The sequence below is a fragment of the Fibrobacter sp. UBA3718 genome (genome assembly GCF_002371935.1).
In the GTDB taxonomy this organism is placed as follows: domain Bacteria; phylum Fibrobacterota; class Fibrobacteria; order Fibrobacterales; family Fibrobacteraceae; genus Fibrobacter.
This window is the reverse complement of record NZ_DFHR01000024.1, coordinates 258,266-280,903: the sequence shown is the minus strand read 5'-3', so window position 1 is coordinate 280,903 and position 22,638 is coordinate 258,266. Positions and strand designations below refer to the sequence as shown.

Sequence of the window (22,638 nt, the reverse complement as noted above, 5' to 3'; positions counted from 1 at the left end):
AGGAGGCTGTAATGGCTACGAAAAAGACAAGTGCTACAGTTAAGGCTAAAGCGTCGAAGACGACGGTCGAGAAGGCCGTGAAGAAGACGACCGCGACAATCAAGTCGGCTGTGAAGAAGGTGGCAAGCAAGGCTGCCGAAACGGTCTCGGCTAAGAAGCCGGCGGCAAAGACAGCCGATAAGGCCGCGAAGGCTACGGCTCCGAAAAAGACGGCAAAGTCCATTGTGAAGACTGCCGCAAAGACCATTGCAAGCGCAGTGGTGAAGCCTGTTGCGAAGGCTTCTGCCAAGTCCGCCCCGAAGGCGTCCGAGCAGACCGATGTCGTACTGAAGTCGACCGCCAAGAAGCCGGCCAAGGTTGCCGCAAAGCCTGCCGTGAAGATTCCTGCTGCGAAGGCTGCCGCGAAGCCTGTCACCAAGACGGCGAGCATGGCCCAGAATTTTGATCCGGAATACCTCGTGCTCATGCAGAAGGATCCGAACTGGATGCAGGCCTTCTGGGAAGTCTCCGAAGACCGTATCAAGCGCGCGAAGAAGGGCAAGGGCAAGCTTGTGCTCCGCCTGTTCGATGTTGCCGGCGACCTCACCGTGAAGCGCGCCAAGAAGCGCAAGTTCCGCGACGTGGAAGTCCCCGCCGACGCCCGCAGCTGGTATGTGGAAAACAAGGCTTCCGCATCCACGGTCGCCGTACTCGGTTTCGCCGACGGCAAGAACTTCATGCCGCTCGTGGAATCCGTACCCGTACAGGCCTATTCTCCGGAAGGCTCCGAAGTGAATGTGGATGACGTGTTCGTAAAGGCGTCCCTCGGCGGTGCCGCCATGGGCGGCTTCGGCAGCTCGGGGCTTTCGAGCATGTCCGCGAAAACCTGGCTCGAACAGATGGCGGGCGGCCTTTCGAGTTCCTCGGGCTCCATTTCCTCGGGTGCGCTTTCGAGTGCGGCGCTCAAGAGCAACAAGCTCGAACTCCCGAAGGATTCCGTGAATTATGGCAAGGACTTTTTCCTGTGGGTGAAAACTCGCCTTATCGTTTACGGCGGAACGCGTCCCGATGCCCATTTGCAGGTGCGCGGAGAACCCTTCCCGCTGAACCCGGACGGCACTTTCAGTTTCGAAGAGGATCTGCCCGATTCCACGAAGATCATCCCGGTGTTCGCGACCGACAAGGATGGCGACTTCCCGACAACGATTGTCCCCATCGTGGTCAAGCGCACCGAGTAGGCGAGCCTGCTCGATTGGACAGGGAGGGTTGATTGACCGCACCCGGCAAAATACATCTGCTGCTGCATGCGCACCTGCCTTTTGTGCGCGAACCCGACTATGACCGGTTCTTGGAAGAGAACTGGTTCTTCGAGGCTATGGCGGAAACCTACCTGCCGCTGGTGCAGATGCTCTGGCGCCTGCAGGAGAAGGGCGTGCCGGGGATTCTCAACCTGAGCGTGTCGTCGTCGCTGCTTGCGATGATGACCGATCCCTTGCTCCTTGAAAAGTTTACGGAGCATCTGCGTCGACAGCTGGATCTCATCGAGAGAGAGCGGGACCGCACCTACGGAAACGAGGATCTCGCTACGGTGGTGGATTTCTATTACCGTCGCCAGATTGCGCTGATAGATTGTTGGGAGAACGATTGCGTTTGCGAAATTGTTCCCGTGCTGAAGCGCCTGGAGGATTGCGGCAAACTTACGCTTTTGACCTGCGTGGGGACGCATCCCTTCTTGCCTGCGTACCAGTCCGATGTGCAGTCCATCCGCTTGCAGCTGGGCGTTACGGTCCGTGCGTTCGAGGATGCGTTCGGGCGCAAGCCGCACGGACTCTGGCTTCCGGAATGCGGGTACTTCGAAGGACTCGACTTTTTGCTTGCCGAATTCGGTTTCGAATATTTCTTCCTCGAGACCCATGGCGTGCTTTTGGCAAAGCCCGCGCCCAAATACGGCGTATTTGCGCCAATAAAGACCCCTGCGGGGCTTTATTGCATGGGCCGCGAGCAGAGCAGCTCGATGGAAGTCTGGAGCCGAAAAACGGGCTATCCCGGGCATCCCGAGTATCGCGAGTTCTTCAAGGATATCGCGACCGAACGCACCCCCGGTTATCTCGGCGACTATTTCATGGCGGGCGATACCCCTATCGAAACGGGCCTCAAGTATTACCGGATTACTGGCAGCGAGGAAAAACAGATTTACCGCCCGTGGAATGCGATGCGCCTTGCCGAAGACCACGCACGACTCTTTATTGCGAACCGCGAGGCGACCGTCACCGAGCTTCTCCCGAAGATGGACGGCAATAAGGTTTCGATACTTTGTCCCTACGATGCGGAACTCTTTGGGCACTGGTGGTTCGAAGGACCGCTCTTTATCGAGAAAATGTTTGAACGTGCCGCAAGTTCGAATGTCGTGGAAATGGCATCGCTCGAATCCACGATGCATTCTTCTTGCGATTCGGATGTCCACAGTCCCATATTCTCGTCATGGGGCGAGGGCGGCTTCGGCGAAGTTTGGATGAACGACGAGGTCTGTTTTGCCTATCCGCTGTTTTTCCGTATGCGCGGGATGATGGATTCGTTCAAGAAGGCTCTTGTCGCCTGCGAAAAGAGCGGCAAGAACGCGCAGACAAAACTCTTCCGACGGTTCTACGAGCAGATGGCGCGCGAACTCCTGCTGTTCCAGGCTTCGGACTGGGCGTTCATGATTCACAACAGGTCTGCCGCCGAATATGCGAAGGCTCGTGAAAACGGCCATTACAAGAATGTTTGCGCCCTTTATGCCGCAGCTATGACTGGCCTTGCGATGGGCCGCAAGAAACCCGATACGTCGCTCCTTGTCAAACTCGAAAGACAGGACAATCTCTTCCCGTGGATCGGGGATTTGCTCTAAAATAGGACTAACCTGCCTTTTTTGGAGCGTTTGGTCCTATCAAAGACCCGTTTTTGCTAAGCGTTTTAACTCAACTCGCCAAAACTTCTTGCTGAGATAGGACTAAATCACTTTTTTTGGAGTGTTTAATCCTATGATTTAGTGATTTTGCGCTTCAAAGATAGGACTAAAACGGTTTTTTCTTCGATTTAGTCCTATTTTTTGCCGATACGGGCATTTTGACTTCTAATAAACGACGATAAACTTTTCCGTCTTCCCGCTGGAACCGGCGCGGAAGCGATATACGCCCGGCTTCATTTTCGATTTGATGATGTCGCCGTCGATGCAGTGCGCCGCTCTCGTGTAGGGCTCGCGCATGACGAGTTCCCCGCGCCCGTTCCTTATCTCGATAAAGTTTTTTGACTCGGGCAGCGGGGTAAAGCAGAGCTGCCCGGATCCGCGCCAGGGCACGGGGTAGGCTCGCAGCGTGGAATCGCGAACGAGGATGGGAATGTATTTTGCGGTATCGATGCGGCTGAAAATCCATGTGAGGGAATCGGCGGCAAAACTGTCGTTCACGATGGAATCAAGAGTCGCCGTCGTGTGCACCTTGCGAAGTTCGGCCTTGCCGAACTGGAAGAGAGCCGCCGTTATCTTTCCCTTGAAGTCCTTGATGTTCGGGATTCCGCCCCTGAAGAACGAGTAGGCGAAGTTGGTGGTGTCGGGCTCGAACGATTCCCTCGTACGAATCAGCGGATTGTTCCAGCGCGGCTGATCGGGCGAAATCCATTCGCTGGAATCGATGGCGGCGGCCCGGATCCCGGAGAAGGAGAGCCTGGTTGCAAAGTCGTGGAACACGTTTCCGATGTCGAGTCCTTTTTGGCCAAGAACGGCCTTCAGAACCTCTTCGAATGGTGTGCCGGGATGCTTCGCGTATTGTTCCCAGATGTTTCTGTCGAAGAACTTGTCGATGTGGTTGTAGAGGTCGATGAACAGGAGGCTCACGCCATAGTCGCTCATCCTGTCGATGGATGACCCCGTTTCCTGCATGAAGGTGGAAATGTGGAAAAAGTAGTCGTCGATGTCGGGAGCGCCGGCTTCCTCGATTCCGACCGCGGAAGCTTCTGTCCAGAACGTGCTGTACTTGAATAGGTCCATGTACTGCAACTGGATTGCGTGGTAGAATTCGTGGAATGCGGTGACGCGGATGCCCTTCGCCCATTCCTCCGCATAGGAGTATCCGTATGCGGCGTTGGTAAGGGGTTCGGTAGAAACTGTGTACGGGCAGGACTTGCCTCCGACATCTACCGTATCTGTCGTCACTCCGGATTCGGGGACGAAATAGAAGTCGTTGTCGATGATGATTTGCGACTTGCGGTAGTCCTTTTTATAGTCGGGATGGGTGACGCCAAAGCATCCGTTGCAGCTTGCGGCTTTTAGGACGTCGTAGGGGTCGCGCAAAAAATCGATTTCGACAACCTCGATGGGGTAGAGCCCTGCCTTGACGGCTTGCCTGTAATGGTGCGTCGTATCGCGACCCTGAGGCTTTCGCATGCCGAGCTTGTCGACTTCGAATTCGAATGCGTTTTCAAGGGATGCCTTGAGGCTGTCGATGAACGGAAGCGTCGTGGCGTGGAGTCCCGAGAGAGTATAGAAAATCTGGAAGTGTTCCGTTTCTTCGCTGTAGACGCTGTCGTAGTAGGCTTCGGCTTCGCAGTAGTTTGGCGAGGTTCTCGCGGAGATGGGCGCCTTTCCCTTTTTTTGAAAATTGTCGATGGAAAATATGGTCCCGCACTTGTGCGCCTGTGCGGGGACAATCGCCGAGGCGAGGATTGTCGCCGTTAAAAGTAGAGCCCTGGATATGGCGGGGGTGGCTCTAGCGTGCATTTTCTAGAACCTCCTTCGCTCTTGAAACAACGTTGTCCGGAACTTCGAGCGCCTTCTGGTGGCGCGGCTTGATGGTCGCGTCTATGATGAGCGGGGCCTCTATAGCCCAATGCTTCTGAACAAAGCGTTCGTTCAGTCCGTAGATATCCTGCGCGGGGTCGGAACGCGTGAACGTTAGCCACAGGAAATCGTCCAGGCTCTTTTGCGAGTTGCCACCGATGGTGGAGGTGTCGTCCACGATGCTCACCCACGGGTAGTTTTCGTGGTATTCCCAGCTTGCGAGGACGTTGCGGAGTTGCGCGATGTTTTCGGGAGCGGGGGCGCCGCCGTTTAATACGCCGCCGTTATTGCCGCCATCCCACTGTATGGCGAGCACGCCCTTCATGGCGATTCGTGCATTGCTGAAGCCCACGGGCAGCTTGAGCCCGTCGAGGTCGCCCGTGCACTTGCGTAGTTCGCGGCACTTGACGCCTGCTGCGGCAATCACGAGTTTGGAGCCGTGATTGAGACGCGTTCCCGTGTAGTCGAGCGTGTCGATGAAGGTGGATGTCTGAAAATGCAGGTCACGTGCGAAGTCTACGCGCTCCAGTACGTGCGCGAAGAATGCGGGAACGTCGCGGACGTCCAGCGATCCGGACGCGTCTTCCTTCGCGGCGAGCATCAGGTACTTCGCGAGCGATACCTGGTTAAAACCGAGCAACGCGTTGGCCGTCTTCAGGAGTTCGAGCGGTTCGCGTTCCTCGGGCCTGATGTAGGGTATAAAGTTTTCCTTCGCAATGGCGAGGCACAGCGGGTGCACTCCCGACGCGTCGACCGCGTGGACTGCCTCTACGCCCGGGAGCGACGAGGGGACCATCGGTTGGGTAATGTCGTGTATGAACTCGCCGAAAATCGTGTCTTCTTTCGGGGGCCTGCCTACGGAGGTGAACGGGTAAATCGCGTTCCTCTTGCAGAGCACCTTCTTCACTTTCAGGTAGGGGAACAGGTGCTTGCCGGAGTAGTAGCCCACGTGGTCGCCGAATGGCCCCTCGGGCTTGAGTTCGGGAGCGACCTCTCCCAGGATGCAGAAGTCCGCATCGCTCGAGACGATGTAGCCCTCGTGCATAAAGTAGCGGAAGCGCCGCCCGCCGAGCATTCCGGCGAAGGTCAGTTCCGAAAGGTCCTCGGGCATGGGCATCACCGCGGCAATGGTATGCGCGGGCGGCCCGCCCAAGAACACGCTCACCTTGAGCGCGCGGCCTTCTTCGATGGCCTTCCGGTGGTGCCGTGCGATGTCGCGATTTATCTGGTAGTGGATGCCGCATTCGTCGGGTACAAAGTCGTTCCCCGCAATCTGCACGCGGTACATGCCGAGGTTTGCGGTGAGAATCTTCGCGGTTTCGCTCGGGAGGGTAGCTACTTGCGGAAGCGTGAGGAACGGACCGCCGTCTTCGGGCCAGCCGACGACCTGCGGGAGGTCGGCGAGCGTGCATTCATCGAAGTCGCGGATGCTTCCGGAACATAGCGGGAGGGAACGGATTCCCGCTAGTGCTGCCCGCGTGAGTCTTGAGGGCGTCGGGTGCCTGAAAAATTCTGCGGGGTTCGACTTGAACAGGACCGCGGTCCTTGTGCTTTCGAGCGTGTCGCGGAACAAAAAGTCCATGCGTTCGCGCGTGCCGAAGATGTTGCATGCGGCGCGGAACCTGCTCCCTTTTACCTTCTCGAAAAGCAGTGCCGGCCCCTTGCTGTCGAATGCCTGCCGGGTGATTTCTGCCATTTCCAGGTACGGGTCCACCTCTTCGTGGATACGTCTGAGCATGCCTGCCTTTTCCAGGTCAAGCAGTGCTTGTTCCAGTGAGGAATACATGGCGGAACCCCCGGTGCGGGCTTAACCCGCCGTGGCACCCAGGTCGAGGGATTCGAACGCCTGCGTCTTTTTCTGGGATTCGATGGAAAGCATCACGTCGCGGGTATCCTTGCGGGCAAAAATGCCGTAAACGAGGTTCGCGTTCGCCATGAGCCCCGCAAAGACCTCCTCGGATATGCCGATGAAGCCCTGGAAGGAGAACTCGTCGTAGCAGGCGGTCATGTGGCCTTCGGGGGCGAACTTATGGTTGCCCGTGAATCCGCGGAACGGACCCTGCCCCAGGCGGACGGTGACCTGGTTTTCCTTGACCGAACTTATGATGCCGGTCCACTTGATGGCCTTGAACCCGCACTGGAGGTGGTAGCGGATGGTCGCACCGGGAACGAGTTCTTGGGGGAATACGTAGTGAAGGAGCGGGGTTTTCCCGATAGTCAAGTTCATGGGAGCGTATCGAAGCGTTTCCAGGACATTGGGAAGCGAGAACTCTTGCCATGAAGTTTGACTAAACTGTACCATACATCAAGTAATTTAGCAAAAAAAATGCGAAAAAGGAGCAAAAAGTTGTGATTATGCCGGCTCGAACATGTCGATGCGCTTCTTGTGCTTGCCGCCCAAGAATTCCGTTTCGAGGAACTTGGTGGCGAAAACTTCGCACTGGGCGTAGGCGATGATGCGGGCTCCCATGCAGAGCACGTTCGCGTCATTGTGGAGACGCGTGAATTCGCAGGAGGTGAGGTCGCCTACGACTGCCGCACGGATGCCCTTGTGCTTGTTCGCGGCCATGCTCATGCCGATGCCCGTGCCGCAGATGAGGATTCCGCAGTCGGCTTCCTTGCTAGTCACCTTGTTGCAGACCTTGTCCGCAAAAATCGGGTAGTCGCACGATTCCGTGGAGTCCGTTCCCATGTCAAGGACTTTGTAGCCCTTGCCTTCCAGAAACTTGACGAGCTTTTCCTTGTATTCGAACGCGGCGTGGTCGCAGCCGATAGCGATGGTCTTGAACATTTTTTGACTCCTGGAGTTGCGGAAGGAAAGGTTCTTCCCCGCTTTATTTCGTCCTGCAATATAGTTAATTCATCGGATAATGACCGGGCTGGAGGTCCGTTCGTGCGCAAATAAATCTATTTTTCCATTTGAGAGGTTTGATTCCATGACCAAGTATGTTTTTGTCCTGACAAGTTCCCCGAAGGATTTTTATTGCGAGCAGACGCTCGTGGCGGTTGCATCTCTCCGGGTCCACAATCCGGGTGCATTTGTGACGCTCTTGACCGACGACAGGACGCTTGCGACTCTCACCGGTAACCGTGCCGCCCTCAAGGATGCGGTCGACGAGATCAAGGCGCTCACGCTTGACGAAAAACTCACCCCGATGCTTCGTTCGCGTTTCCTGAAGACCTCGATAAGGAACGTGATTGATGGCGATTTCTTGTTCCTCGATTCCGATATCGCTGTCGTGGGTGACCTCTCAATTCCAGAGGAATGGAAAGGCGGCATCTACGCGGTGCTCGACTTCCACACGAACCTCTCGAAGGCAATCAACCGCAAGAAGGTCCTGAACAACGCGAAACGCATGGGATTTTCGCCGATTCTGAACGACCAGCTTTTCAACAGCGGTGTAATGTACGTGCCGGACACTCCCGAAATGCACAAGTTCTTCGAGACCTGGCATACGCTTTGGGAGGAGTGCGTGACGAAGGGATTCCCCTACGATATGGCGAGCCTCGCCGAGACGGATTTCAGGTCGGGTTATGCCATCAAGGAGATGCCTGGTGGATGGAACTGCCAGCTCGCTTACGGTAACCGGTTCTTGCCTACGGCGAAGGTTCTCCACTTTTTCGGGTCCCGCATTATCGATACGCGCGGTCGCAAGGTTCCCGAGAGTATGAACCTTTTCTTGCCGAAAATCCTGCGTCGCGATTTCTATACGAACCTGAAAAATTTGCCTGTCACGGTCAATGCCGACAGGTCGGTGCATATCGACGGGTATTACGACGACGTGATTGCGCATGCGAAGGAAGCCTTCGAATTCCAGACGAAGAAGGTGGGTGCAGCCGGTGCCTACATTATCCGTAGCTACGCCTTCGCAAAATCGCTTGCGTGGCTATACAAGAATATCCCTATACTCGTGAAACCCCTGGAATTGCTCGGAAAGATTTTCTCCTAGAACGAAACTGTGGCGTAGGTAAAAAAATGAACGAAAAGAAATCCCTGATTGAAAGATTTTCGAACTGGTACATACCCCTGATTTGTGCCCACAAGTACAAGGCGCTGGCCTTCTACCTGCTGCTCGCCGTCCTCTGTGCGTTCCCGATTCTCGTAAAGCCGGGGCTCAAACTCGATGCGGACCTCTCGCACCTGCTTCCCGAAAATACGCCGAGCGTGAAGGCTCTTGAAGAATCTTACCAGCGTTTCGGATCTACCGACCGCTTCATGATTGCCATCCAGAGCGAGGACGTGGAACTGGTCGCCGCTCTGCAGGATTCCATCAGCGATTACATCCGCAAGAACTGGCAGGGCGACTACGTCTCGACGCAGGTGGACAACGACAACAAGTTTTTCAAGGACAATGCGCTCCTCTACTTGCCGGTCAAGCATCTCGAACACATCCGCGACAACCTCGAAGACCTGCAACTCGAAATAGGGCGCAAGAACGGCCCCCTGGTCGTCGATTTGCTGGGCGATGCTCCCGCTTCCGATTCTGCAGGCGGAACGGCATCTGCGGCGCCCACCAAGAAGGAACGCGTGTGGTTCGATGCGAACCTGCCGCAGGAACTGGGACTTCCCGACGAGGCGGTGAGCGCGTTCGATACGTTTTTCAAGAAGGGCGAGGAAGAATCCGCAAAGAAGGACGACAAGTCTCCCGAAGCCGAGGAATGGGACAAGAAAAAGCCTGTCCCGGCACACCTGAAGACGCGCCTTATCGGTTGCCCGCGTCCGGACAGTACCGGAAAGATTCTCTTCAACGGCGTGGTGAACGCGAAACTTCTCAGGCCCTCGACCGATTACGAGTTCGTGACGCGCATTCTCGCGCGGACCGATTCCCTGCTTGCTTATTTCAACTCCAAGACATATCCCGTGCCGACGCGCTTTACGGTGGAAGGGACTTACGAAGGCCTCAAGGAAGTGGATGACGTGGCGAACGATTCCATCTTCTCGTTCGGCATCAGCCTGGTGCTCATCATCTTCCTCACGATTTTCTTCTTCAGGAGCGTGAAGGGCCCGATTCTGGTGACTGCTTCGGTGCTGTACGCTTGCCTCCCGACGCTTGCGTTTACTGCCCTCTTCTACGGGAAGCTGAATCCGTTCACGGTATTTGTCGCTTCCATCATTCTGGGCATCGGCATCGACTACTCGATTCACATTTTGGGCACTTCGCAGAAGTTGCTGCACAAGCATGCGACTTTGGAAGAAGTCCTGGAAGCGGCCCAGAGGAAGATGCTCAAGCCGTTCTTCCTTGCAAGTTTCACGACTATCGCCGCGTTCCTCACTTTGCTTGCGGCACACTTCCGCGGCTTCTACGAGTTCGGCGTGGTGGCGTCGATGGGCGTATTGTTCAGTATGCTTACCTCGGTGCTCGTGCTTCCGGTCTTTATCAAGTGCATGGGGGGGATCCCGAAGGCGCCCGATAACACGCTGTTGCCCAAGTCCTGGGACGAGGATAAAATCCGTCGCTTTTTCAAGTACGCGGCTCTTGCAGGCTTTGCGCTCGGTGCCGTTTCGCTCTGGTTTGCCCAGGATGTGGACTTTGAACACAACCTGCGCAACCTGCGTCGTGTCTCGACGGAAAAGAAACAGGAAAACGGCATCAACACGAGCGTGACGCGTACGAACAACCGGGCCACTTCTACTCCTGCGGCCGTCATGGGAAGCAAGGCCGAACAGCTCGACATGCTTTACGATACCCTGATGGTGCGTCTGCATGTGGAAAAGGATCCTACGCTCCGGAGTTTCCTCACCCTGAAGTCGTTCGTGCCGTCGCTGGATTCCCAGGAACGGCGCCTCGAAATTATCGAGGAAATCCGAGACCTGGTCGAAGCTCGCGTGTTTGACCGTGCCGAAGGGGAGGATTCCGCAAATATCGCGAACCTCCGGAACCTGGCCTCCGTCGAGAAGCCTTTTACGGCCGAGGATATTCCCGAATGGGCGCTCGACCTGCTCCGTGAAAAGGACGGCAGCTACGGAAAGATTGGCTTTATCTACGGCAATTTCCCGAGTTGGGATGCGAAGGCGCTTCATAACTTCCAGGATCGCTACAGCCACTGGAATTTCGACGGCGAGGACCTGCGCACGTTCTCTTCGCAGTTCATCCTTTCCGATGTCATCGAGTCCGTGAAGCAGGATAGCTTCAGGCTTGCTCTCGTGATAATCCTGGTTATTTTCGGTACGCTCGTGGTTTCGTTCCGGAAACCCAAGCTGTTTGCGGCGGGCTGCATCTCCTTTGGAATGGGAACGCTCCTGACGCTTGGACTTTTGGGTGTCCTTACCGACCTGTTCGAGTTCGGGAAAATCAGTATATACAACGTTATCGTGATTCCGATGGCGCTTGGTATCGGTATCGATTCCACCATCCACATGATAACATCCTGGATGAGCGACAAGAACATGACCCTTCGCCAGCTGATGGACACCACGGGCAGAAACGTGATGGCAAGTTCCACGACGACTATCGCGGGCTTTGTCGGGTTCCTGTTTACGACGCATCGCGGTCTCAAGGGCATCGGCGACCTCGCCTGCATCAGTATCGCTATGTTCCTCATCACGAGTATCGTGTTCACGATGTTCCTTTGCGGAACCTGGCTCAAGAAAAAGTGAGCCTCGCTATAAGCTTCGCATAACTTCCTTCTCGGACTCTCGCTGTACTTATGTACAGCTTCGGTCCTGCGGCGTCGTTCTGCTCGCTTCTAGCATCGGTTTTGAAATAAACTTCGGCCAGCTTCGTTCTCGCTTTAGAACTGGCGAAAAAGATTACTTGCGAATTTGTCTATAGAGTTCCAGCTGGCGCGTAAAGCAGTCGTTCCAGCTGAATTTTTCGGCGTAGGCACGGGCTTTCTGCTTCATGGCGGCCATGTCGGAATGGTAGAGTTCCACGATGGCGTCGGCGAGCGCTGTGGGGGTGCGTTCCTTGAGGATGGTCCCTGCTCCCGATTCCGTCACGTGCTCGAAGGCGGCTCCCGCGGCGGCTCCCACCTGGGCGTTCCCGCTTGCCATGCTCTCGAGGATGGAAAGCCCGAAGGTTTCCCAGCCCGATAGGGCGAGCCCCAGGTCCACGCTTGCATAGTAGCGCGCCATCTCGTCGATGGAATTGACGAACCCGATGTAGCGCACGTGTTCGTACTTCCGTGCCGCTTCCTCGACCAGCGGGAGGCTCGGCCCCGTGCCCGCGAATACGATGGCGGGCTCGTGCCGAAGTTTCTGCGTCAGGATGTCATAGGCGCCGAGCAGAAGGTCGATTCCCTTCTCGTTGCAGTGCCTGTGGGGGAAGAAAATGGTGAGGCGTTCGGGACATCCCGCCTTGAGTTCTTGGACGAGGGCTTCGTCTCGCTTTGTAGGCGAGAACATCTGGATGTCGCAACCCAGCGGAATCCAGCGCGGGTTGGGGAGCCCGTTCTTGCGGAGTCGCGCCATCGCTTCTTTCGAGGATGCCTGGATGCAGTCGAAGCCCTTGAATTCCTTGCGGGCATACCAGAACGCTTCCTTGCGGGCGAACGTGCCGATGCCTACGCCGAGTTTTTTTGCGACGGGGCGGCCCACGTAGGTCACGGGGAAATCCGCATGCCAGAACCCGACAAGTTTAGATTCGGGACTCACGCGCCTTGCCGCCCTGCGCACGACGGTCGGGAGGATATAGGGCGACCCCACCTCGATGATATCGGGCCTGTATTTCGCGAGTACGGGTTCCACCTGCGAGAGTTTCCAGATAAAGCGGTATTCCCAGTTGCCGGGGAACTTGAACGCCTGCACATGCTCGATGATAAGGCTATTGCTCTTGACTTCGGTGAATGTCTTTGAATCGGGCATCACGAAAACGGAACGGACACCTGCATCGGGACTTGCCGAAGCGAGTTTCTCGTAAAAAGCCATCTTTTGCAGATGGTAGCGGCGCACGCCACCGCCCGACGGACTCCAGAAGTTGTTGAAGTCTACGATGGTGAACATCAGGCTTCCCAGATGCGGTTGGAATTCTCGTCGATGGAGAGCTTGCCCTTGTAGAGGTTGTTGTTGCCGAGCCGCTTGGAATTGACCGTCAGGAAGAGCTCGTTGTCCTTGGCTTCCAGCCAGTAGATGGCGTCGGAGTCGCGCAGGTAGGCGCGGGGCGCTATCAGTTGGCCGTCGTCATCGACAAGCTCTCCGCCGATGAACAGCGGGATGTCGAGCGTCTTGTAGATGTCTAGCATGACCGACGAACGGCGCTCGTAGATATCCGCGAGGTCGGGACGGTCGGTTACCTTGAAATGGTCGACACCATCGATGATGACGACGAGGTCGTGGTGCTCGCGCTGTTCTTCCTTGAGGGTGGCGAGGAGTTCCTTGTTGTCGAATGCGGGCTGGTCTTCCCAGATTTCCATGCGGTTGTCTCGGACATAGCCCATGAGCTTGCGGGTCGCTTCGAGAATCTTTGCGTTGATGCCCTCGTCGCTGTTGCGCTTGCGCACATCGAGCACGGAGAGCCCGGTCAGCATGGCGACCATCCTGTCGAAGATCTGGCGGCGCGGAGTCTCGAGCGCGATGTAGATAAGCTTGAGGTCCTTGTTTGTCTCGATGAGGTCGAGTGCCATGCTCGAAAGGAGCGACGTCTTGAGGTTGAACGGATTCGAGGATACGTAGAAGATTCCGGACTGGATGCCGTCGATTTCCTTGGTGAATCTCGGGAAGGAGTCCAGCGGGAACCCGACGCATTCGTCGGGCGGGCATCCCATCGCCGTGTCGAGGTTTTCCTTGATGTCCTGCAGCAGCATGGAGCGGCGGTGCGTGTGGACGGTGTCCTCTTCGGTCGAGTCGATAAGGTTCAGGAGCTGGTCGGCGCCGTCGTTACGGACAAGCTGGTCGACGGTCACGTTTTCGGGGAGTACGATGGACTTGAAGCGGAGTCCCTGCGTTTCCGCCATCTTCAGGTAGTTCTGGATGCGGAATTCCTGCTCCCTGCGGTTCGCTTCGCGACGCAGGATCAGCGTGACGGAGTTTGCCCCGCAGGCCTTGAGCTTGTACAGGTGGCTCATCGTGAGGTCCTGGTACATGGTCGAGACCACTCCGGGGATGCCGGCGAGGTCGGCTGTCAGCGCATCGAACATGCCTTCGACGATGATGGGGCTTTCGTTATCGGGCTGGATGTTGAAGGGGATGTCGGTCGGGCCGGACGCATACGAGATGTAGGGGTTGTGCATCCCGTCGTCTTCCATGGAGCGTCCGTAGACGGAGTGGATGAGTCCCTTGGAGTTGCGTGCGGGGATGGTGATGCGGGGCTCGTGGTAGGCTTCCAGGTTGTCGAGGAAGAACGCGACCTGGTGGCGTTCGATGCCCGAAAGCATGCAGTAGCTGTAGAAGGGTTCGGGGTCGCCGCTGTAGTAACCGAGACCATAGAGCTGGGCCTGTCCGATGCTCCAGCCGCGCTGGGCGAAGAAGTCGGCGGAAGAGGGGCTCTTGCAGGCGGCCCAGTGGCAGTAGCGCACGAAGTTTTCGAGCACGCGGGATTTTTCGCCGCCGATTTCCTTGATCCAGGGATGTTCGTCGGGTTCGGAATCCTGTTCTGTTTCCTGGGCTCCCAGGAACTCCATCGCTTCGGCGCGTGCGGCAGGTTCATCGAGGCCGTTGAAGCGGCTCCTCATCACGAATTCGACCAGGTCGCCTTCGCTTCCGCATTGCAGACAGCGGTAGCGCCAGTAGCCGAGCGCATCGTAGAAGAATAGCGACGTCTCTTCGGGCGAATGGAACGGGCAGCTTGCGATAAGGTTGCGGCCCCAGCGGCTCAGGGGAACACCGAGCTGTCTGGGGTGTGTTTTCTTGCGCATGATTCCGGCATGTTCTTGATCGATGACCATAAAAACCTCTCTGTCAAAATCTAATAAGAATTTGCCGCGAAGGCATCGGGCAAATGATATTTATCTAATTTGGAGGCATGATTATTCTTGGAATCGACCCGGGCTCTATCACGACGGGCTACGCCTTTGTCGAAAAGTCGGATGGGAAAGTCCGCGTCCTCGAATACGGGGTGCTGCATGCTCCGGCATCGCATGCCGTGGAAGACCGCCTGCTGCATATCGTGACGGATCTGGAAGCGCTGCTCGAACGCTACCGCCCCGACGCCCTCGCGATGGAGGGCGTGTTCTTCGCGAAGAACGCGAAGAGTGCGCTCGTGCTCGGGCACGTGCGCGGGGCGGTCCTTGTCGCATGCCGCAAGCGGGGCATGACGTTCAGCGAGTATCCGCCGAAGGCGGTGAAGCAGGCCGTCACGGGCGATGGCAGCGCATCGAAGGAGCAGGTCGCGAACCTGGTCTTCGCGCGTCTCGGAATCGAGCCCTCGGACTTGCCTCTCGATGCCTCTGACGCCCTCGCTATCGCCTGGACGCATGCGAACCCCTCGCCACTCTCTGCGGTTCTGGGCTCCCGTGCAAAAAGGGCTTCCGCTCGGAAGAAGGCGAGTGCCGCCGAATGGCGTGCCCTTGTCGAAAAGATGGGAGGAACCCTGCCGTGAACGGAAACAGCCTTTTGCCCTATGGTCTCGGGACGCCCGATCTTGTCGAATTCCAGAAAGGTTATTTTGTCCACAAGGATATTGTGGCGGACCTGGAATGCCTTTGCTCCTTGGCCCGCGACTGCGGCTTTTCCTTGCGCCTCGAATCGGCCTACCGTCCGTTCGAACGTCAGCTTTCCATCTGGAACCGGAAAGCCCGCGGGGAACTCGCCCTGCTCGACGAATTCGGCAGGCCCATGGAACGCCCGCAGGATGAGGAAAAACTGATGTTCGCCATCCTCACGTGGTCGGCACTCCCCGGCGCAAGCCGCCACCATTTAGGGACCGACCTCGACGTGGTCGATGCGAACGCTTGCCCCGAAGGCTACGAGGTCGAACTCACTCCCGAGGAATCTACGGGAATGTTCGGCAAGTTTCACGAGTTCCTGGATTCCCGCTTTGCCGCAGGAGATGCGTTCGGTTTCAACCGCGTGTTCGTTCCCGGCCGCGGCAAGATCAAGCCGGAGCTTTGGCATATCGCGCACCTGCCCACATCGCGCCGTTTGCTGGAGAACTTCTCGCTCGAAGCCCTCCGCGACATCTACCGCGAGACAGACATCGCTTGTAAGGAGGTAATCCTTGCAAACCTCGATACTCTTGCCAAAAACTTCATCTATCCCTACTTTATCTAGAACGATGGGGGCGCGATGAAATTCGAACCGGAAACACGCGGCATCCTTCGCCAGGAAAGTTTTGAATACGGCCGCTCCGTGCTGGGCGCGCCGCTCCTCTGCTACCCGAGCCGCGGAAAGTGCAGGCTCCTTGTGCTTGCGGGAATCCATGGTGAAGAGCCCGAGACGACGTTCCTGCTTTCCCGGGCCGTACGCGCCTTCGAAAGGAACTTCGAACATATCGCCGTCGTGCTGTGCGCCAATCCCGACGGCATCGCCCTTGGTACCCGCGGAAACGCGGACGGGGTCGACCTGAACCGCAACTTCGCGACTACGAACTGGGTGGCCGCTCCCGTGCTTTCGCGCTCCATTCTGGAAGCCGAACGCGATACCTCCCTTTCGCCGGGGAAATCGCCGGGATGCGAGCCGGAAACCCGCGCTCTAGTTTCCCTTGTCGAACGGCTGCAACCGGAATCGGTAATCTCCGTGCATTCCCCAATCGGCTGCATCGATGCCCCACGGTTCACGCCCGTCGTGGAACGTCTGCAGAGGGCGTTCGACCTGCCGTGGAAACCCGATATCGGATACCCGACTCCGGGAAGTTTCGGGACATGGTGCAAGGAACGCTCTCTCGAATGCATAACGCTAGAGCTCCCGCGCCTTGCGCCGGAGCTCCTGTTTGAACGTTATGGTGAATCCTTCGCGCGCTTCCTTGCGGCGCAAGATTAGTTTCCGGCCTTTGCCGCCTTCGCTTCTTCGATAATCCTGCCGCGCTGGACAAGCCCGACCGTGAACCCGATGACGAGGTAGCAGGCCACGAGGACAAGCAGGTATTCGAGGATGATCATCTTCTCGGTGATGAACATGAACCCCGACACGTAGGTAATGACGATAAGGACGGCCTGGAAGATATTGAAGGCCTTGTTCTTGCGGGGTTGCAGCTTGGGAAGGAATAGCGGGCTCACCATGAGGACTCCCGTCACGAGGAGAACCGCGATGGGAAGGTAGATGAGGGAACTGCCGGTGTCGCTGAAAAGTCCGATATTCTTGAGGAATACGATCAGGATGGCGTTGATTGCGCCTGCGAACGTGGACGGGAGTCCGGAAAAGTGGTGATGGTAGGAGTCGCTGTCGCAGGCGTTGTATTTCGCGAGTCGCATGGCGGCGCACAGCACGTAGATGGAGAAGGCGACCGCCATCAGGGGTATGTTCGCATCGAAGAACGGGGTCGCGAGCGTCTTGTAGGCAAAGAGAATGCAGAATGCGGGGGCAAGGCCGAACGCGATGAGGTCGGCGAGGCTGTCGAATTGGGCTCCGAATTCGGAACTTGCGTTCACGAGGCGGGCCGCAAAACCGTCAAGCTTGTCGAGCAGCACGCAAAGGATGATGAAATAGGCGCCCATGAGAATCGGGTCGTTGGCAGAGAATGTCCCGGTCACCCAGCAGATGGAGAAAACACCCAGCAAAAAGTTCATGCTAGTAAAAGCGTTCGGGAAAACAAAGCGAATCTTGTCCACGGTAATCTCCTTTGACGTTGCGTTGAAAATATAAAAAAACGCGCCGTGGAGGCGCGTTTGAATGTCACTTGACCGGCTTGATTTCCCACAGAGCCTTGACGCCTGCGGCCACAATTAAATGCTGGGGCGGAGCGTAGGGGTTTTCTTCGGTGGGGAAGTTCGTCCAGTGCTTGGTGGAGAACTGGTAATACTGCGTGGGGCGGTACATGACTGGCAGCACAGGTATCGTCTGCATGAAGATTTTGTTGAGTTCGCGGTAGGCCTGCGTAAGTTCTTCCTGCGAGGTGATGGTCGGGATCTTCGCCATGACCTTGTTCGCTTCGTCGTTCTTGAAGCGGCCCTGGTTCGAGAAGGCGTCCTCGCCGACGGGCTTGAGTCCGACATGTCCCATCACCTGGTCGAAGCGAGTCCAGGGGGTTGCCGCGGAAAGTTCTGCGGTCTGCGTCTTCATGGCGAGGTCGAAGGTGCACTGGCGCAGGTCCTTGTCCCACACGCTGTAGTCCACGAACTTTTCTTCGGCGGAGATTCCCACTTCCTGGAAGGATTCCACGATGACCTTGATGGCGTCTTCCCAGTCGGTCCAGCCCTGCGGGCATTCGATGCTGATGGTCCGGACGGTCTGGCCCTTCGGGTTAACGAGCTTGCCTTCGGTGTTCCAGGTATAGCCCGCGGCGGTAAGGATTTCCTTTGCCTGGTCGACGTTGAAGGAGTAGCCGAACTTGGCTGCATCGTCCTTGTTGAAGAAGCGGCTCTCGGGGCCAAAGGGCAGGATGAATCCCGGCTGGATGGCGGGTGTGTAGTTCGAGATGGCACGGCTCTTGATCTTTTCGAAGTTTACGGAACGGGCGAGAGCCTGGCGGAAGGCGGAGTCGTTGAACGGTTCCACCTGGTGGTTGATGATGAGCGTCGTGATGGATCCCGGCTGGTGGTAGGGCTCCTGGCGGCTCCAGGCGCGGATGCTGTCCTTGGCCTTATCCCAAATGCGGGGCAGGAAGATGGAAGACACGTCGAGGTGCCCCTTGGTCATGGCGCTGTTGAAATGGTTGTTGCCGTTGTAGAGCGAATGGACGATGTACTTGGGGGCGGGGAGCTTCCCCCCGTGGTTCGCGTTGCCCCAGTAGCTGTCGTTCCTTTCGAGGACAATCTTGTCGGGAGAGAACGTCTTCAGGTTGTAGGGACCCGAGACGATCGGGTTCGCGTCGTTCTTGAATTCGGTAATCTTGGCGAAGTTGTAGGTCTTGCCTTCCTTGGCGCCTTCGATGATAGGCTCGAAGACCGCTTTCGGGAGGATAGAGGTTTCGGCGATGGCGTTCAAGATAATGAGCGGATTCTTGTTGCCCTTCGCGAAATTGATGACGATGTTATTAGACTTGTCGGCCGAGATGGACTCTATATATTCCCAGTTCCCGTGACGCGGGGTCGGGAGGATGGAGTCGATATGGAAGGTGTAGAGGACGTCTTCTACCGTCACCGGGGTGCCGTTGTTCCATTTGGCTTTCGGATCGAGGTGGACCGTGATGCTGGAATCCGTTTTCACGAAGCTGTCAGCGAGCATGGGTTCCAGGTTGTCGCTAATCTGGTTGTAGGTGACCAGAGTTTCGTACATGAGACGGACGTTCCCGTCGATAGGGAAGTTGGGGTCGTAGTCGAGGGGATTGAAGGTCGTGGGTGGGGCCCAGTCGAATCCGCCGATATATAAGGTTTCCGAACGAGGATATTCGGAATTATCGGCTGTTGCCTTTTCCTTGGGCTCGTCTTCGCAGGCCATAAGACCAAACGCGACGAGGGTGAGGGACCCAGACGCTACGAATTTGAAAAATTTGCCTATTGCGCTCATACATATAAATGTAGTGAGATTTTTGTTTTTTTGCCATTAAATTTTATTTACAGGTCTTCTAAAATGGAATAAAATGGGCAAAAATCGAAATGTTGCCTTTATTTTTCAAAATGTGACGCCCGTCACAGGGAAAAGCTGTAGAGAAGTCGCTTGGGTGAGGCGCTGTAGAGTGTCCTGTTCATGACGAACGGAGTCCCTGCGCCGCCAGGGGTGTTGAAGCGATGGGCGACCGTCCCGTCCTTGAGGGAGAGCGCGATGACTTCGCTGCCCTGGTCTATCCAGGCAAGCGATCCGGATATGAATGGCTTGGTGAATACGGAGCTCCTACCCTGGTATTTCCAGAGCGGGCTGCCGGAGGGCGAATAGAGGAGGATGCTCTGGTCCGCAAGCCCCACGAGGATGTTGTTGTCGTGGCCGCCTGTAGACTGGAGCGAGACGATGGACGCTTCCAGAAGGATCTGTGCAGGCTCGCGCGCAGGATCGGATGCGCTGTAGAGGAATATCCTGTTGTTGTCGGTGGCGACCGCGACGGCTGAATCTGCCTGGACTAGGAACGAGATGCTGCCGGCGCGCTTGGGGGCGATTTCGAGAGGCTGCCCCGAATTTTCGACGACGTAGCGGATGTCGCCATCGAGACTTGCCGTGTAGATGGATGCGTCGTGCAGGGCGAACAGGAACGGCGACGTGAAGATCTTTCTGGACCAGGCGAGGCGATATTCGGAGCGGTTGATTTTGAGAAGGAACCCGTTCCAAGTGGAAACGTAGATGGAGGAGGGCGATAGCTGGATGCTGAAAGCCTTCCCAGGTAGCTGGAACGATTGCGGGGGCACATCCTTTTCGAGGTCGTAGAGACTCAGGTTGTATCCGGAAGAAAGCGCAAGCGAAACGTCGTCATTGGCCATGACGGGGCTGTTCGTCATCTTCTCGAGGGTCCTGGACCAGCGCTGTTCACCGGTTTCGGCGTTGATGCAGATGAGCTTCTCGGCGGCAGGATCGACTGTGTAGAGGTTTTTCTTGTTTCCGAAGAACTGCGGGTAGATTGTCTTTGGCGAAATGGCGAGAAGGCTCACGAACTTCGCGTTGATGGTCTTGCTGTAGCGGTCCAGCACGAGGGAACTCGTGCGCGAAGAACTGATGGAAAGGCGGACGGCTTCGGACCAGGCTTTCTGGCGCTCCTTTTCGCTTCCCTTGCTGGATTCGAGCAGAAGCGCCCTGTAGAGCCAGGCTTCGGCATTGCCGGGTTCCAGCTTGAGCAGGGAATCGAGCAACGGCGTGAGTTCCTTCCAGGCTCGGGCTTCGGCCATGGCGGCGACCTTCAGGGTAAGCAGGTCCGATTGCAGGGGGCGCTTGCCGTAGTAGTGTGGGGCGATGCCTTGCAGCTGCGTATCCTTGAAAACAAGGAATATGGATTCGTCGGTGTGGATGGGCGGGGCCGAGATGGGCCTTGCAAAGTTGAAATGCCACAGCGGGATTAGAAGCGTGTCGACGGCCGTGAGCGAACCTTCGTTGGTAAATAGCCCGATGGTTCCCTGGGCGAGGGGGTAGATGCTTGCGGCGTCGCTGCGGATGACGTTTTTCAGGATGCCGCTGGAATGCTCTATCAGGGAAATCCTTCCGGAGGCTTCGAGTACTGCGAAGTTGTTTTCGAAGGGGAGGATCTGTTCAATGTTGTTGAAGGGGAGCTTCCATCGGGGGATTGGGCCCGCCTTGGGTTCGAAGCAATAGAGAATCCCGCCGGAGAAAAGGACGATGTCGTTGCCTTGGACTAGGACTTTCTGGATGGCGTCGTAGAGGGATATGGTGTAGGTCTCGGCGCCGTCGATATCGGAAATGAAGTGGAGGGCGTTGTCGGGACAGTTCAAGATGTAGTGGCTCGTGGGGGAGTAGCGCCCCTCGATATGGCAGCCTCTGTACTTGTCGTTAATCTGTAACGAGATGCCCTTCTTGTTGAGCAGGGTGACTGCGTTTTCGTTTTGGACAATCGCTTCGTCTCCGTTCGAATAGAATTCGATATTGCCGGCGATGGGATAGGCCCTCGACGGGAGCTTGTTGCTTAGCGGCCTGTAGAGAAGGCTGTCCCCGCTTTCGTTCTGGTACCATATCCCGGAATCGTCAATATGGAGAATCCTGGTTCTTGCGATTGACCCCACGCGGACATCGATAATCGTGTCGTTCACGACCTTCTTGACGGATCCGTTTTGCAGGAGCAGGTAGGTGGATGTTCCGCGGAAGGCCTTCGCGATAGGGCTGTGGAGGGTCCAGGACTTTTTCAGGAGCGCTTCGGGGGTGCTGCTGGTGCTCGCCTCTCGCTCGGAAAGCCAGTAGGCCTTGCTGGTCTCTTTCGTATTGGCAAGGCTTTGCTGGTAGTAGAAGTTTGCCGAATTCTGGTTGTCGAAGAGTTCCCGGATTTTCCCTAGGTAGAAGTAGGCCGTTTCTCGGTCTTCGCGGTCGCCTTGGCTTGTGACTTTTTCGAGGATGCGGATGGCTTCTGCCGTTTCGCCCTTCATCTCGAAGCGGTAGATGGCCTCCTGGATGGAGGCGTTCATCTTTTCGGCATGGGCGCAGACGCTGCATACGCAGAGGAAAGCGAGGACTTTCAGGAGTCCTTGCTTCAGGGCCGTGCGGGCCGTCGTATGTAGAATCGTGCTATGCATTGCTGTTAGGCGTCGAACTTGTAGCCGGCTCCACGGATGGAAACGATGATCTTGGGATTGGTCTGGTCGTCCTCGAGTTTCTTGCGCAGGTTCACGATGTGGTTGTCGATGGTGCGCGTCGAGGGCATGTTGTCGGGAGTGTATCCCCAGATGTCGGTGAGCAGGTCTTCGCGGAGTACGACTTCTCCACGGTGCTGCCAGAAGTATTTTAGAATCTGGAATTCGCGCGCCGACATTTCGAGCGGGATTCCCGCCTTGGTTGCCTCGTATTTCTTGAAGTCGAGGTGGATGTCTGCGAAATCGATGGCATCGCTTGTCTGCGGCGCGGGTTCGGGCTGGGAGACCGTCTCGGTGCGGCGGAGGAACGCCTTTACGCGGGCGAGCAGTTCGAGGATGGAGAACGGCTTGGTGACGTAGTCGTCGGCTCCCATTTCGAGACCGGCGACCTTGCTTGTTTCTTCAGTCTTTGCCGTGAGCATGATGATGAAGCATTCCGGATGCTTCTTGCGGATGACTCGGCAGACTTCGAAGCCGCTTTTCTTCGGAATCATGAGGTCGAGGATGACCAGGTGCGGGAGAAAGGAATCTGCCTTCGCGATGGCTTCTTCGCCGTCGGCCGCGGTCTCGACGATGTAGTTTTCCAGTTCAAAGTTGTCCTGGAGCCCGAGGCGGATGATTTCTTCGTCTTCGACGATGAGTATTTTGTGCTGCAT

The 22,638-nt window shown here is 56.7% G+C and carries 17 protein-coding genes; 7 read left to right on the top strand and 10 right to left on the bottom strand.

Features of this window, described 5'->3' with window-relative positions; translation table 11 throughout:
- Window positions 1-11: 11 nt before the first annotated feature.
- The gene (locus B4A77_RS11680) at window positions 12-1,217 is read left to right on the top strand and encodes a DUF4912 domain-containing protein (RefSeq protein WP_290735017.1); all 1,206 of its coding nucleotides are present in this window, start codon (window positions 12-14) and stop codon (window positions 1,215-1,217) included.
- Between the two features lie 32 nt (window positions 1,218-1,249).
- Window positions 1,250-2,866, top strand: coding sequence for a glycoside hydrolase family 57 protein (locus tag B4A77_RS11675; protein ID WP_290740888.1), 1,617 nt, complete (start codon window positions 1,250-1,252; stop codon window positions 2,864-2,866).
- Window positions 2,867-3,091: 225 nt separating this feature from the next.
- Here the strand turns inward: B4A77_RS11675 and B4A77_RS11670 are convergent, their stop codons facing one another.
- From B4A77_RS11670 to rpiB, 4 genes are read right to left on the bottom strand one after another with little or no spacing between them, the layout of a single operon-like run.
- Window positions 3,092-4,732 carry a hypothetical protein gene (locus tag B4A77_RS11670; protein WP_290740886.1) on the bottom strand — a complete coding sequence of 547 codons (1,641 nt, stop codon included), beginning with the start codon at window positions 4,730-4,732 and terminating at the stop codon, window positions 3,092-3,094.
- Window positions 4,722-6,578 carry a UbiD family decarboxylase gene (locus tag B4A77_RS11665; protein ID WP_290740883.1) on the bottom strand — a complete coding sequence of 619 codons (1,857 nt, stop codon included), beginning with the start codon at window positions 6,576-6,578 and terminating at the stop codon, window positions 4,722-4,724. The genes B4A77_RS11670 and B4A77_RS11665 overlap by 11 nt, the downstream gene beginning before the upstream one ends.
- Before the next feature lie 21 nt (window positions 6,579-6,599).
- Window positions 6,600-7,094 (bottom strand): hypothetical protein, encoded by a 495-nt coding sequence (locus B4A77_RS11660; protein ID WP_290740880.1) that lies wholly within the window; start codon window positions 7,092-7,094, stop codon window positions 6,600-6,602.
- A gap of 51 nt (window positions 7,095-7,145) precedes the next feature.
- Complete coding sequence (gene rpiB, locus B4A77_RS11655) at window positions 7,146-7,583, bottom strand: ribose 5-phosphate isomerase B (RefSeq protein ID WP_290740877.1); 438 nt, start codon at window positions 7,581-7,583, stop codon at window positions 7,146-7,148.
- A gap of 145 nt (window positions 7,584-7,728) precedes the next feature.
- Between rpiB and B4A77_RS11650 the strand changes: the two genes are divergently transcribed.
- Together B4A77_RS11650 and B4A77_RS11645 are read left to right on the top strand one after the other, a co-directional pair.
- Window positions 7,729-8,742 (top strand): hypothetical protein, encoded by a 1,014-nt coding sequence (locus tag B4A77_RS11650; protein WP_173382038.1) that lies wholly within the window; start codon window positions 7,729-7,731, stop codon window positions 8,740-8,742.
- Between the two features lie 26 nt (window positions 8,743-8,768).
- On the top strand, window positions 8,769-11,390 hold the full coding sequence (locus B4A77_RS11645; RefSeq protein WP_290735001.1) for an MMPL family transporter: 2,622 nt from the start codon (window positions 8,769-8,771) through the stop codon (window positions 11,388-11,390).
- A 153-nt stretch (window positions 11,391-11,543) separates the two neighbouring features.
- Here B4A77_RS11645 and B4A77_RS11640 read toward each other — a convergent pair whose 3' ends face one another.
- Window positions 11,544-12,734, bottom strand: a complete 1,191-nt coding sequence (locus B4A77_RS11640; RefSeq protein ID WP_290740874.1) for a glycosyltransferase — start codon at window positions 12,732-12,734, stop codon at window positions 11,544-11,546.
- Window positions 12,734-14,614, bottom strand: a complete 1,881-nt coding sequence (locus B4A77_RS11635; RefSeq protein WP_173364823.1) for a CHC2 zinc finger domain-containing protein — start codon at window positions 14,612-14,614, stop codon at window positions 12,734-12,736. Before B4A77_RS11635 ends, B4A77_RS11640 begins: the two co-directional genes overlap by 1 nt.
- A 77-nt stretch (window positions 14,615-14,691) precedes the next feature.
- On the opposite strand from B4A77_RS11635, the gene ruvC reads away from it, so the two are divergent.
- The 3 genes from ruvC to mpaA are packed head-to-tail and all read left to right on the top strand — an operon-like array spanning window position 14,692 to window position 16,646.
- Window positions 14,692-15,267, top strand: a complete 576-nt coding sequence (gene ruvC / locus B4A77_RS11630; protein ID WP_290723510.1) for a crossover junction endodeoxyribonuclease RuvC — start codon at window positions 14,692-14,694, stop codon at window positions 15,265-15,267.
- Window positions 15,264-15,938 carry a M15 family metallopeptidase gene (locus B4A77_RS11625; RefSeq protein ID WP_290740871.1) on the top strand — a complete coding sequence of 225 codons (675 nt, stop codon included), beginning with the start codon at window positions 15,264-15,266 and terminating at the stop codon, window positions 15,936-15,938. The genes ruvC and B4A77_RS11625 overlap by 4 nt, the downstream gene beginning before the upstream one ends.
- Before the next feature lie 15 nt (window positions 15,939-15,953).
- A complete protein-coding gene (gene mpaA, locus B4A77_RS11620) occupies window positions 15,954-16,646 on the top strand; it encodes a murein tripeptide amidase MpaA (protein ID WP_173382033.1) in 693 nt (230 codons plus the stop codon).
- Here the strand turns inward: mpaA and B4A77_RS11615 are convergent.
- From B4A77_RS11615 to B4A77_RS11600, 4 genes are all read right to left on the bottom strand, one after another.
- Window positions 16,643-17,434: a CDP-alcohol phosphatidyltransferase family protein gene (locus B4A77_RS11615; protein ID WP_173382032.1), complete on the bottom strand. Its 792-nt coding sequence runs from the start codon at window positions 17,432-17,434 to the stop codon at window positions 16,643-16,645. The genes mpaA and B4A77_RS11615 overlap by 4 nt on opposite strands.
- Window positions 17,435-17,498: 64 nt before the next feature.
- Complete coding sequence (locus B4A77_RS11610) at window positions 17,499-19,271, bottom strand: ABC transporter substrate-binding protein (protein WP_290734991.1); 1,773 nt, start codon at window positions 19,269-19,271, stop codon at window positions 17,499-17,501.
- A 122-nt stretch (window positions 19,272-19,393) separates the two neighbouring features.
- Entirely contained in the window at window positions 19,394-21,925 is a 2,532-nt protein-coding gene (locus tag B4A77_RS11605) for a PQQ-binding-like beta-propeller repeat protein (RefSeq protein ID WP_290734989.1), read from the bottom strand.
- A 5-nt stretch (window positions 21,926-21,930) separates the two neighbouring features.
- A complete protein-coding gene (locus tag B4A77_RS11600; RefSeq protein WP_173382595.1) occupies window positions 21,931-22,638 on the bottom strand; it encodes a response regulator transcription factor in 708 nt (235 codons plus the stop codon).